The sequence below is a fragment of the Mariniflexile sp. TRM1-10 genome, assembly GCF_003425985.1.
GTDB lineage: Bacteria > Bacteroidota > Bacteroidia > Flavobacteriales > Flavobacteriaceae > Mariniflexile.
Window position 1 is genome coordinate 1,823,393 of the sequence record NZ_CP022985.1, and the last position, 13,360, is coordinate 1,836,752.

Below are 13,360 nucleotides of genomic sequence, written 5' to 3' on the forward strand. Positions count from 1 at the left end.
AAAGGAATCACCAAAGCAATCTGTAAAATATAAAACGATAAAATATAACAAATGTCACACTGAGCCTGTCGAAGTGTAAATAGAAAGCCATGATAAAGAAGAAGACAAGGCAATCCATTTAGGGCCCATTCACTATTAACTAAAAACCATTGTCCCCTGAGCTTGTCGAAGGGACTATAAAAATGAAAACCAAATATTATAATACCATCATGATTAAAACACCATCCCAAAAAAAGGCAAAGTACCTCGTCCTTGTAATTGCCATCCTTAGTTTTTTAACACCAACAAACGTGTTACACGCCCAAGGGCCAAACGCCCCGGAAGCCGCCAGTTTTGAACCTGTTGATGCTACCGATATGGTGAACTTACTAACGGGAGACTTTACCTATGTTTTACCATTGTTAAATGTACCATCTCCAGAGGGAGGTTATCCCATAGCCTTATCTTATCATGCTGGAATAGCGATGGATCAGGAAGCCTCTTGGGTAGGGTTAGGCTGGAATATTAACCCTGGAGCTATTAATAGAAGCGTAAATGGATTACCAGATGATTTTCATAATGTTAAAATTTCAGAATATTTTTATGATGAAGGTGAGTTCCAATCTTATACTAGTTTTAGTGTTGGATATTCGGCATTTGGAGGCCCTTCAATAGGTGTTGGTTTTTCATGGGGGAGTAACCAAAGTTTGGGTGGTTATGTTAGTATTGGTTTAGGATTAAAGGCAGGTGATGGAAGTGTTGGTATTAATGCATCTATCGGAACTAATGGTGGGTCAATTGGAATAGGATATTCAAGTCCATCTGGACTTTCTTTTGGCATGTCTATTTCTAGTAATGGAGATTTAGGAATATCTGGAGGATTTAATAGTAATGGAGCAGGGTTTAAAGTTGGGGCTTCTACTAGTGGCTCATATTCAATATCATTATCAAACTCGGTTGCATCTCTTGGGTTTAATCTTTCTTCACAAGGGGTAGGAATGACCGTTTCTGCTTTGGGTATTACGGCTTCTGGATCTGGAGTGTCAGCTATGGGTTATCAAAAAAATAGTTTTTATACAAGTTTTAATCAAGGAGATTATTCCGTAGAACAAAGTAGTAGACATATAGCTTTTATGGTTCCTACTCCTATTGGATTTTTTGATTTTTCATTGAAGAAAGAAAAAATTAATTTTTATGCATCTACATTAAATGAGCATTTTGTGTCAGGTACTCATTTTGTAGGAGTTGGTATTTCTGATTTTTACGAATTACCACTGCAAGAAAGTAATTTGTTCGATAGTGAATTTAATATAGATCGCAATAACCCTATTTCACCTGCCTATGATAATTTTAATGTTCAGGCTCAGGGGCTTTCTGGTAGTATTCAGGCTAAAATAAGAGATGTTCCTTCTTACCGAGGTATTCAAGAGAATAGAATTTTGGAGGGTAGATATGCAATAGTATATGATAATCCTGATTGGGGAATTATTAAGAAACCCATTTATTATTTTGATAATGAAATTAGCTCGTATTTAGAGGTTTCAAAAATTGATTTTGCTAACACTAGTGAAATTCCAAATATACTATCAAACTCCAGTAGCAGAATAAGAGATTTAAAATCTAGTGGAACAACAAGCTATAATGTCCCTAAAAAATCAAATCATGTAGCTCATTATACCAATAAAGAAATTCTAAAGACAGATGGCTATAGATATAGAACAAACAATTATGGTAATGTTGTAGATATGGATGAATTTTTACACCCTTCAGCCACGGGTTTTGATAGATCTAAATTTCCTGAAGACGGAATTGGTGCTTACATAATTACAGCCGCTGATGGGAAAACCTACCATTATAGTTTACCGGTATATAATTATTGTAAAGTATCTAGAACTTATGGTATGTCTAATTTTCATAAAGGCGAACCAGAATTCAAAGCATACCAAGAGCAAAGACAACTAGAGCCTTATGCAACTCATTGGTTATTAACAGCTGTAACGGGGCCAGATTTTGTAGATAATGGAGATGGAATTGTCGATGATGGCGATTTAGGATATTGGATAAGTTTTGAGTATGGATTATGGGATGATGCTTTTGTTTGGCAAAGTCCTTATGGAAAAGAATATCAGGTTGATGAAACAGATCCAGATGTAAAGTCTTGGGTTAGAGGAATAAAACAGCAATATTTTTTAGATCGTGTAAAAACCAGAACCCACACTGCTTTGTTCTTAAAAAGTGAAAGAGAAGACGCTCGTTCACCTTATTGGCAATACTCATCTGTTGATCATAAGCAAGGCATAGAACAAGAAGACGATGATTATGAGGAAAGATTTACTATCCCTGAGCATAAAACCTTACGGTTGGATAGAATAATTTTAGTAAAAAATGAACATAATATAGCAGATAAGGCTTATGGAGGAAATAATGGAACCGGAAATGTAGATATTAAATTTCCTTATGAGGACAACGTTTTTGAGGTGCCAGTTCGAACAGCTAGTTATGGTTTGAAAAATAATGTGTTCGACATAACGGATAATTGGCAAGTGGTTAAGGATCATGCAATAAAAGTAATTTATTTTGATCATATTAACGCAGGGACAGACGTTTTGGCTAAAGGTACCCCATATACTGGTGCTTCAAGTGAAGGAAGATTAACACTTACGGGAGTGTATTTTGATGGTAAAAGAGGAGCAAGAGTTATGCCCCCATATAGATTTAATTATATAAATAAAATTAATAATGCTAATTATATCTATAACGTTAACCATCAAGATGAGTGGGGTTATAATGTTTTAAAATCAGAAATTTGGTCTCTAAGTGAAATAATAACACCTACTGGAGGGAAGGTTTTAGTTAGTTACGAGCCCAATCAATATAGATCTTTAACATCTCATGAAATTGTATTACGCAGTAAAGATAAAACGCTTGGAGCAAGGGATTCTAATGGGTATATAAGTTTTCCAAGTAAAAGTATATTTAATTTACAGGTTAATGATTTGATTGATTTAAGCTTGTCTTACTGTTATGATATTGCTTTTGACTCTAATTATGGTTCAGGAAATCGGTTCAGGAAACGGCATACGTATAAATTTGATAAATATGAAGGGCAAGCAATAATTAGAGAGATTAGCTTGCCTGCAAATGGTGATAAATATATAATAAAAGTTGAGCCCACATTAAGTATTATTACTGAAAACAAATATGTTTATTCTAATTGTGTTCAACCAATGAGTTGTGGTATAACAGATAGTTACAACGAAGGAAATTATGTAGAACTTAAATTTAATACTTCAAACCTTAATAATGAATTCTACGTTGGTGCAGGCATACGTGTAAAAAATATAACGATAGCAGATAATATTAATACCTATACATCTAAGTATAAGTATGGTGAAAATCAAGATGGCTTAGGGTGGGTATCCTATGTTCCCTTTGCTCCAGAATCTGTAAAAGAAGTGCCTTACAGTTTTGAGTTGCCAGCACCAAAACCAATGTATGAATATGTTAAACAAGAATCACTAGATAATAATAATCAGGTTAACAGTAGTTCTGTGTATAAATTTAACATAATGAACAAAAGTTCTAGTACACAGATTAAATATGGTGATTTTTATGAGTTGAATGTTGAAAGGAAAGACGCATATCAACCAACAGCAAATGCTGTAGGAGTTGGATATTTAGATATCGCTAACTATGAAATTAAAGACAATTTAAATAGTATTGGTCAATTGTTATCGGTTAGTAGCTTTAATTCTAAAGATCAATTACTTAGTAGGCTGACTAACGAATATTATGAAATAAATGAGTTGCCTAATAAAATTGGTGTTGTTGAAGAATCTTATCAAATGTATAGACGTATTGTCCTTAGTCCATCACACCCTGATTATATACCTAATCATCCAGAAAATTGGCATGTAAATAATACTAAGAGAATAAAGTATCCATCTTTATTGAAATCAAGCACTGAATATAAAAATGGCTTTAGTTATACAACGCGTTTTGGTAATTTTGATCTTATTTCTGGGCAAGCTAAAGAGGTATATTCATTTTCAAGTAATGGCTCAGAATTTAAATCAATTAGTGAATCAGCTTTTAGAAAATATAATAATATGGGTAGTAAGGCAGATGATGAAGATAATAAAAATATGTTAAGTCAAGAAGCTGAGACATTATCATATTTTAGAAAATCTTCAATAGATGATTGGCAATTATATGATGCTCAAATTCAGACATGGAAAGATTGGGGTTATAACATTTGGCGTAAACATAAAAAATTTACTTGGAAAAGTGACTTAAACTATGATGGTAGCTACCAAAGTTTCACTGCGTTCAATTGGAATGGGGAAAATGCTTTACAAGTAGAAGGATGGCAAAAACTTTCTGAAATAACAAACTACAATGATTTTTCTAAAGTACTGGAAATTAAAGATATAAATGGTAATTATGCTGCTACAAAAATGTGCGATAACAACAGTAAGATAATGGCCGTAAGTAATGCGGCTTATACCGAGATGTTTTATAGTGGTGCAGAGTATGTAACGTCCAATACATTATATTTTGACGGGCAGGTCAGGGCTTCAACAACAAATACTACCAAATCGCATACCGGAGCCCGTTCCATAGCCATCGGTTTAGGAGCCAAAGGGTTTGAGGTCAATATGCTGTATGGAGAGCATCGTGCCGGAAAATATAAGGTTTCGGTATGGGTAGAAAAAGCGGCTCACGTCAATGCCAGAATTAATATTAAAGGCATTACAAAGGCATTTAATGGGGAAGAAATTTTTGCAGGCAATTGGGTATTGAAAACCCATTATGAAGACCTAAGCTCTGGTGCTGAAACAGTCTATGTAACTTCTGCTAGCGGCACCGTGTATTTCGACGATTTCCGACTCCATCCTATAGCAAGTTCCATGACGGGCTATGTGTACAATGAGTGGGACGAGCTCTGGTATATGATAGGTAACAATGGTTTGGCGACAAGGTTTGAATATGATAGTGCTGGAAGGCTCATTAAAACCTATACCGAAGTAGTAGACTTTAATGGTCCGTTATCGGGTGGATTTAAACTTATAAGAAAAAACGATTATAATTATAAGTATGATTATAATTATAAGTATGATTATAACTATTAAGACTTACTAGATACTACAAAATTATGATTGCTTGTTACATTAATTTAATAAAGAGAAAGATGTATAATTATTATAAACGAAATATTTTTGGCTATTTAATACCAGCGTTGTTTTTATTTATAATTGGTTCGAAATTAAATGCACAAACACCAGTTCCTCCAATTATTACGATAAAAGCTACCGGTGAGGATCCAAGTAATGTCCAATTTTTTGAAGGTGAGACCGTGACCTTTACCATTGAAAACTATATTACTCATCCAAACATTAATATTTATGCATATAATATACTATGGGATCCTTTAGGATCCGTTGAATGGAACCCATCTCAGAATGATGGTTATGATTTTGATGTTACTTTTACTGAAGCCTCAGTAGGTTCAAATGTGAAGATTTTAGTTGAATTTTATGATCAGGATTACCAGCAGGGAAATGATTATCTTGGAGATACGGGTTACTTGAACATTTTACCTAAAATTGATTGGTATCCTGATAGTGATGGTGATGGCTTTGGTAATTTTAATTCAGAATACATTACGCTCAATTCTGGTGAAACACCACCAGATGGATATGTACAAAACAATCTGGATGATTGTCCTTATCATTATGATACTCAAAATAACGGATGCGGGTTTGGTTTCGAAAACATGAACTGGATAACTTCCAAAAGCTATGCTATTAACGGCATATTAACAGCGAGTTCCAAAGCCTATTTTAACGATTTGGGCAAGGGTACACAAAGTCAAACATTAGATGTTAAGACAAGCAGAACTTGGGCGACACAAACCTTATATGATACCCAAGGGCGACCTGCATTAAGTACTTTGAGCGCGCCGGTACGCGAATCTGGTGACTTTCAGTATAGTACTGGTTTTGTATACAATGAAAATAACTTAGTGTATAATATAAACGATTATGAAGGTATTGTCAATGGAGTAGATAAAACAGAGCAACCAACACCATTAAGTAGTACTATAACCAATACATTGGGGCGGTATTACAGTACATACAATGTTACCGATACAAGTGACCCTAATGCCACAAGGGCAAAGGGTAATAGTTATCAAGACATCACCTCTTATCCCTTTTCAAGAACCATTTACAGCGAGCTCAATCCAGGAGCGGCCCTTAAAACCCTTGGAGGCAATAAAGTAGATACCAATAATGATGGTACACCCGATAGTTGGCTACAAGGCTATACCTTTAGCATGCCGGCGGGTCAAGAACTTTCAAAATCGGTCGCTTTTGGGGATGCAAGTTATGATAGTGACCAAAGAAAGGTAATAAAAACTATTAGCAGGGATGTTCATGGAAGGGAAGCCGTAATGTTTACAGACTCAGATGGCAAAACCTTGGCAGCAGCACGTGTTGGGGGAGCCTCACCGCGAACTACAACCATAAGTATCAGCGAACAAGGCTTTGTGGACGTACATGTGCCAGAAGGGGCCCAAGGCTTTACAATCCATACAGTTTCAGGGATTAATACCAAAGTGTTCGATTTAACTACGGAAGCAGAAGTAACAACAAGCACCACCACATTAGAACCAGGGTTCTATCGTGTAGCCATTACCAATCTGGACAGTTATAATCCCGACCCCACAATGCCCGCCACTATAGTAAGTGTTGAATGCTGGGAAAATTATTATGACTATAGCTTAAACGAATATGACGAAGCAGGCCGTTTGATAGCTTCCTACCAACCCGTTGGGGCTACCAAAGCACAAAAGCCAAAATCCACTTTCGAGTACAATGCTTTAGGACAACTCACCCAAGCCCACAGTCCAGACGAAGGCGATGCATGGTTCTTATATAGAAAGGATGGACAAATACGCTTTTCGCAAAACTCAAGACAGTTAGACCCAAATGCAGATGGTAACACTAGCGATCAAGAATTCTCATATACCAATTATGATGATTTGGGCAGGCCTGTGGAGAGCGGCGTTGCAGTTGGTGCGTTTTCAGGTTTAAATCCTGATACGCCCACATTTTCATTTTCGAGTAAAAAAGAACAACAATTTACCAAATACGATTATTTGGAAAGTAGCGATATAAGTTATCTAACAGGAGTGCATAGTAGTTATGGTAATCCAACGTTCTTGGCCGGCAACGTTGCAAAAACATCAAATGACAATACAACCACTTATTACAGTTATGATGTGTACGGACGTGTAAAGTGGATCGTACAAAATATTCCTGGCTTAGGTACAGGAGCACAGAATAACAAAACCATAGATTACGAGTACGACCCAATAACAGGAGCCGTTACAAAAGTAGATTTCCAAAAAAATACGTCAACCGAGCGTTTTATACACCGTTACACCTATGACACCGTAGATAATAGTTTGGTAAAAGTAGAGACCTCTACAAACGGAAGTACATATACCACCCATGCCGATTACAAATATTACGAAACAGGCGCCTTAAAGCGTGTGGAAATAGCGCCTTTAAATGGAGAGCCCTTACAGGGAATAGACTATGTGTACAACCTAAATGGCCAGTTAAAAGCCATTAATCCATCTGATTTAACCGGTAGTAATGACCCAGGTGATTTATTCAGCATGCAAATAGATTACCATAACAAAGATTATAACCGTACCCAAAGGGACGATATCGGCACTTTTACTTATGGCCAAAACCAATTCAATGGCAATATAAAAGGAGTACGTTGGAACAATAAAGATATTGAAATTAACAATGGTAGCCCCAGCAATACCGAACGAACCTATAGCTACTACTATAACCAAAACAATTGGTTAACCGATGCCATTTATGGACAGTATAATGATACAGGGGGCGATGGTTCAACAATAAATATTTTTGACGATAACCTCCATGAAAATGTTACCAAAAATTTTAACGCCACCAACAGTGTTACATGGTTGCCTGGGTTTCATGCAAAACCGGACATAGGTAAAGAGGTTACGGCCAAAATAGTATCAGGTACACCAAGTACGTTCCAGTCGGGAGATTACAATGTATTCGATATTACTTATGACGCCAATGGTAACATACGTACCCTGAACCGTAACAAAAACGGTACAAGCAAAGCCATGGACCAGTTAAACTACACCTATAAGGCAGATAAACCCAACCAGTTGTTGCGGGTGGATGATGCAGCTGGCGATGTGGCAGGAGCGGACGATATTGGCGACCAAGATGGTGATAACTACAAATACAACAGTATTGGGCAATTAATAGAAGATCATGAATATGTTACTATCGCCGACCCAACCAATATTATTAGGTATAAATATAATGCAAGTGGTTTGGTAACCGAGGTATCCAAAAAAAATGTACCTTTGGTTAAGTTCTTTTACAATGATAAAGGGCACCGTGTAAAAAAGGAGGCCTATATCTCAGGGAGTACCAATTTAGATTATATAGAACACTATGTTAGGGATGCCGCAGGGACCGCATTGGCTATTTACCGAGATGGAGCGGCTAAAGAGCATACCATTTATGGGGCCAGTCGTTTAGGGGTGTATTACCGAACAGGAGGTAACAGTGTGTATCAATTAACAGACCATTTAGGCAATGTTAGGGCTGTAGTACAAAGAAACAATAGCACTCCTGAAGCTGTAGTTGCAACTGATTACTATCCCTTCGGGATGCCCATGCCAGGACGCAACGACGGCGCAAACAGCTACCGTTATGCCTACCAGGGACAGGAGAAAGATCAAGAAACCCAAAAGGAAGCTTTTGAGTTGAGGCTTTGGGATAGCAGGATTGGCAGATGGTTGACTACGGATCCTTATGGGCAATATACAAGCCCTTATTTGGGGATGGGAAATAATCCCATTAATGGAGTTGACTCTGACGGTGGATTTTGGCAAGAACTAGGTAATTTTTTAACAGGAAATGGATGGATTAGCAATGAAGGTTTAAATTATTTACAATCTAATGAAATATCAGATTACAGATCACGTTACTCAAAAAACCCATTCGATTCCAAAGGTTACCATACGGTTGGATATACAGATCCTAAAACTGGTGAATTAACTTTTCATAGGTTTAAAAATGTAGATGATTTAGGACCAAAATTTGATTTTTCTAAATTTGATTATACTTTTAAAGTTTCAGCAGGGTTGCAAGTTAACGCTGATTTATCTGATTTGTTTGCTATTAAGGCAAATATTTTATCAAGAACATTACTTACATTCGATTCAAAGAATGGTTTTAGAGGAAAAGATTTTTATGGAAGAAATTTAGAGTTGAATACTGGGTTTGGAGGTTCTTTTTATGGTTTAAACGTTGATTTGAGTGTTACTGGTAGTGAAATAAATGATAAGGGTGAAACTCGACCAAATGGAGGGCTCCAAAAATTAATATTGAATGGAAATGCTGGATTTACATCTTTGTTGCAAGTTGGTGTTGAAACAGATTTATTCAAACAAAATTCAACACAAATTTATAGGCAACATGGTTTAGGTGCTGCTATAGGAGCAGGTGTGGTTGTAGAATTTGGAGTAGGAGTAAAAAAAGAGATTTTTAAATAATTTAGTGTATGAGTAAAAAGGTAAATTTGTCATTTAAAGAAGGAAGAACATTTCTTTATATTATCACTGTTGGTATCTTGTTTATTTTGATAATAATTTCTATTATATTATATAATAGAGAAAAATATTTTGATTTAGTTTTGTTATTACTTTTATCGGTAGCTGTTATATTATTTGTTCTACTTTATTTGTTGAAAATAAATAAGCTCAATAATATTTCTTTTGATGAGCAATTTGTTTATGTTAACTTTCAAGAAAAAGTATTCAAAAGATCAGAGATAGAAGATATTAAATACTATTTTTTTGCTGCAAGTTTTATTAAGTTTAAAAGTGATAATAAAAAATATTATTTTTTATTAGAACAAAACGAATTGTTTTCTAGAAAAAAGAAGTATATTTTGACGCCCCCCCGCTAGCGCTCGTTTGTAACGAGTGCCGTACAGAGTAAGGCAAACAAAAGCCATAATAAAAACAATAAAGCTATTCCAAATATTTAGAATAGCTTTTTGTATTTTTCAGTATGAGTAGAAAATATAAATTTCATAACAAGGCGGGCTTATATTTTGTATCGTTCGCTACAGTATATTGGCTTGACGTTTTTACAAGACACGTTTATTTTAATGTTTTGGCAGACAGCATTCATTATTGCAGAGCGGAAAAGGGTATGGAAGTCTATGCCTATTGTTTTATGCCCAGCCATGCCTGTCCTGAGCTAGGTCGAAGGGTTCATTTTATATTTCGGTCAAGCAACGAGCAACCCATGGAATTGTTACAAGCATTTAAAAAGCATACGGCAAAAAAAGTAATAGAAGCCATTGAAAATAACCCACAGGAAAGCAGAAAAGAATGGCTTTTATGGATGTTTGAGCGAGCGGGTAAGAAACAAGGTAATGTAAGCAAATATCAATTTTGGCAGCATCATAATAAACCTATAGAATTATGGAGTGAATCGGTTGTAAAACAAAAAATAGATTACATACATAACAATCCAGTTGAAAATGGTTTTGTAACAAACCCTGTAGAATGGAAATACTCTAGTGCCAGAAACTATCAAGATGACAGTACGATTTTAGAAATAGACGATGCTGGATTTTTTGGTTAGTTGTTAAAGGGCACTCGTTACAAACGAGCGCTAGCAGAGGCGAAGTCGGGAGACTTCGCACAGCAACCCAACTTCGCACAACAACCCAACTTTAAAGAATGTCTATTTTTTGAAGGAACACTTCGGGGAGCTGTCAGATAGAACACCCTTTATAATCATCTTCGGGTATGTGAACGCTATTCTCATGGGTGTTTTGTGTAAATTGACTTTTTGCGGTCAATCTATATCAAGGGCGTATATTTAAAACAGTAAAACTTAATTGAGGTCTTATCTTTTTAAAGTGCTATTTGTTTAATAATCAATATAAATCAATCTTTTTTTAATTTCTTTTCTGTACTATATTTATATATATTTGCTACGATAATAAAAAATGAGGGATTATTTTTTTCATATCAGATAGATACTTTTTTTACAATAGTATCGTTTATAATAGTAGAATAATTGCATTTTGTCGAATATTTTGGACGATTAACGAACATTTTTTCGCAATGTAATTATTTTGCTTATTCGGTTTTTTATACCTTTGTATACCATGATAATACAAAACAAAAGAATAGTTGTCTCAATCTTATTTGTATTAATAAGTGTTGTATGTGCTGCCCAAACTGGAGGTGATCCGCCGCCGCCTGGGCCGCCGCCGCCTGGGTTGCCCATAGATGGCGGTGTGCTATTAGGTGTTTGTGTTGGTTTGCTTTATGGGGCTAAAAAACTCTTATTTAAAAAAAACAACGGTTAGTTAAGCGTTCTAAGCTCTAAAAGTCTAGATACATATTTTCCTAAAACATCAAACTCTAAATTTACTACGGTGCCTTTTTTAAAGGTGTTAAAGTTTGTGTGGTTATAGGTATAAGGTATAATGGCAACACTAAAGCTGTCTTTTTTTGAATTTATAACCGTTAAACTTGTTCCGTTTATGGTTATCGAGCCTTTTTCAATGGTAATATTATTAAGAGAAGCATCATAATCAAAAGAAAACATCCAACTTCCATTAGTTTCTTCAACATGGGTACAAACTGCTGTTTGGTCCACATGTCCCTGCACCATATGGCCATCAAGTCGGTCACCTAGTTTCATGGCGCGTTCTAAATTTATTTGGTCACCAATTTTAAGAGTGCTTAAATTGGTTTTATTTAGGGTTTCCTTTATGGCGGTAACAGTATATTCATTGCTGTTAATGGCAACAACCGTTAAACAAATCCCGTTATGTGCGACACTTTGGTCAATTTTTAATTCGGGGGTCATGGTACTTTTTACAGTGATATGAAGGTTGTCTAATTCTGTTTTTAAATTAGAAACGGTTCCAATATCTTCAATTATTCCAGTAAACATAGTATTGTTTGTTTATTTAACTAAATTTGTAATTCCAAATGAATTTCAAGGGGTTATTAATTTGAGTTATTTTTTGTTCAGATAAAATAGAAAATTTAAACATAGTCTCAGTTATGGTTATATTTTATATGGACATACTGATTAAAAAGAAACAAATTTAATAGACTATTTTGGTATTTATTTGGAATAAATATCAAAATTACAAACAAAAGTTGTCATTCTTAATGAAGAAATCAGAAAATATAGTAGTTGGCATATCAATAGGTGATTTAAATGGCATTGGTGGAGAAATTGTTTTAAAAACATTTGAAGACTCTAGAATGTTAGAATTCTGTACACCAGTTATTTTTGCTTCGGCAAAAGCCATGAATTTTTTTAAAACACATTTTAATTCAGAAATCAATTTTAACAGCATTAACAATTTAAATCAACTCCTTTTTGGAAAGGTTAATGTATTTAATTGCTGGAATGAACCTGTAAATATTGAGTTTGGCAAAGAAGATGTTAAAATAGGAGCGTATGCCATTAAGTCTTTACAAATGGCAACAAAAGCACTTAAAGACGGTCAAATAGATGTTTTGGTTACTGCGCCTATAAATAAACACAATATACAGTCCGAAGCATTTAAATTTCCGGGGCATACCGATTATTTGGCCCAACAATTAGAAGGCGAAAGCCTTATGTTTATGGTAACCGACACATTAAGGGTTGGATTGCTAACAGACCATGTGCCCGTAAAAAATATTGTAGAGCACCTCTCCGAAGCTTTAATCATTAAAAAAATAAATGCTGTTTATAATTCACTTTTAAAAGACTTTAATATAGTTAGACCCAAAATAGCCGTTTTAGGTATTAATCCGCACACAGGCGATAATGGTGTTATTGGTAATGAAGACGATACGATTTTAAGACCAACACTTCAAAAAATCAAAGAAGAAGGTAAATTAGTGTTTGGACCGTATGCTGCCGATAGCTTTTTTGGCTCCAATAATTATAAAAATTTTGATGCCATTGTAGCCACCTATCACGATCAAGGCTTGATCCCATTTAAGACACTGTCTTTTGGTCAAGGCGTTAATTTTACTGCGGGGTTGAATAAAATTAGAACCTCTCCAGACCACGGAACAGCCTACGAAATTGCAGGAAAAGGGGTAGCAGACGAGAACTCTTTTAAGGAAGCTGTTTTTGCTGCTATTCAAATATTTAAAAATAGATTTGATTATGAAGAACTTACGTCAAACCCCTTGAAAAAATCAAATCAAAAGATGTAAACAAAAAAATGTTTATAAGTAATGTAGCTTAAATAAAAATTTATATATTTGCAG

7 protein-coding genes are annotated in these 13,360 nt (G+C 35.2%); 6 read left to right on the forward strand and 1 reads right to left on the reverse strand.

What is annotated here, in order from left to right:
• Window positions 1-182 precede the first annotated feature (182 nt).
• From CJ739_RS07860 to CJ739_RS07880, 5 genes are all read left to right on the forward strand, one after another.
• Entirely contained in the window at window positions 183-5,111 is a 4,929-nt protein-coding gene (locus CJ739_RS07860; RefSeq protein WP_117174093.1) for a hypothetical protein, read from the forward strand.
• A 59-nt stretch (window positions 5,112-5,170) separates the two neighbouring features.
• Window positions 5,171-9,604: an RHS repeat domain-containing protein gene (locus CJ739_RS07865; RefSeq protein WP_162880162.1), complete on the forward strand. Its 4,434-nt coding sequence runs from the start codon at window positions 5,171-5,173 to the stop codon at window positions 9,602-9,604.
• Between the two features lie 8 nt (window positions 9,605-9,612).
• Entirely contained in the window at window positions 9,613-10,020 is a 408-nt protein-coding gene (locus tag CJ739_RS07870) for a hypothetical protein (protein WP_117174097.1), read from the forward strand.
• 104 nt (window positions 10,021-10,124) lie between these two features.
• The gene (locus CJ739_RS07875; RefSeq protein ID WP_117174099.1) at window positions 10,125-10,706 is read left to right on the forward strand and encodes a transposase; all 582 of its coding nucleotides are present in this window, start codon (window positions 10,125-10,127) and stop codon (window positions 10,704-10,706) included.
• Window positions 10,707-11,238: 532 nt separating this feature from the next.
• Complete coding sequence (locus tag CJ739_RS07880) at window positions 11,239-11,442, forward strand: Fjoh_0651 family PID-CTERM protein (RefSeq protein WP_117174101.1); 204 nt, start codon at window positions 11,239-11,241, stop codon at window positions 11,440-11,442.
• On the opposite strand, the gene CJ739_RS07885 is transcribed toward CJ739_RS07880, so the two are convergent.
• Window positions 11,439-12,035: a riboflavin synthase gene (locus CJ739_RS07885; protein ID WP_117174103.1), complete on the reverse strand. Its 597-nt coding sequence runs from the start codon at window positions 12,033-12,035 to the stop codon at window positions 11,439-11,441. The genes CJ739_RS07880 and CJ739_RS07885 overlap by 4 nt on opposite strands.
• Window positions 12,036-12,259: 224 nt before the next feature.
• On the opposite strand from CJ739_RS07885, the gene pdxA reads away from it, so the two are divergent.
• On the forward strand, window positions 12,260-13,306 hold the full coding sequence (gene pdxA, locus CJ739_RS07890; RefSeq protein ID WP_117174105.1) for a 4-hydroxythreonine-4-phosphate dehydrogenase PdxA: 1,047 nt from the start codon (window positions 12,260-12,262) through the stop codon (window positions 13,304-13,306).
• The last annotated feature ends 54 nt before the right edge of the window (window positions 13,307-13,360 follow it).

What these genes read in the sequence shown, in the direction of transcription:
- CJ739_RS07860 (WP_117174093.1), top strand. Translation starts at nt 183, where the DNA reads ATGAAAACCAAATATTATAATACCATCATGATTAAAACACCATCCCAA.
- CJ739_RS07870 (WP_117174097.1), top strand. Translation starts at nt 9,613, where the DNA reads ATGAGTAAAAAGGTAAATTTGTCATTTAAAGAAGGAAGAACATTTCTT.
- CJ739_RS07875 (WP_117174099.1), top strand. Translation starts at nt 10,125, where the DNA reads ATGAGTAGAAAATATAAATTTCATAACAAGGCGGGCTTATATTTTGTA.
- CJ739_RS07865 (WP_162880162.1), top strand. Translation starts at nt 5,171, where the DNA reads ATGTATAATTATTATAAACGAAATATTTTTGGCTATTTAATACCAGCG.
- CJ739_RS07885 (WP_117174103.1), bottom strand. Translation starts at nt 12,035, where the DNA reads ATGTTTACTGGAATAATTGAAGATATTGGAACCGTTTCTAATTTAAAA.
- CJ739_RS07880 (WP_117174101.1), top strand. Translation starts at nt 11,239, where the DNA reads ATGATAATACAAAACAAAAGAATAGTTGTCTCAATCTTATTTGTATTA.
- pdxA (WP_117174105.1), top strand. Translation starts at nt 12,260, where the DNA reads ATGAAGAAATCAGAAAATATAGTAGTTGGCATATCAATAGGTGATTTA.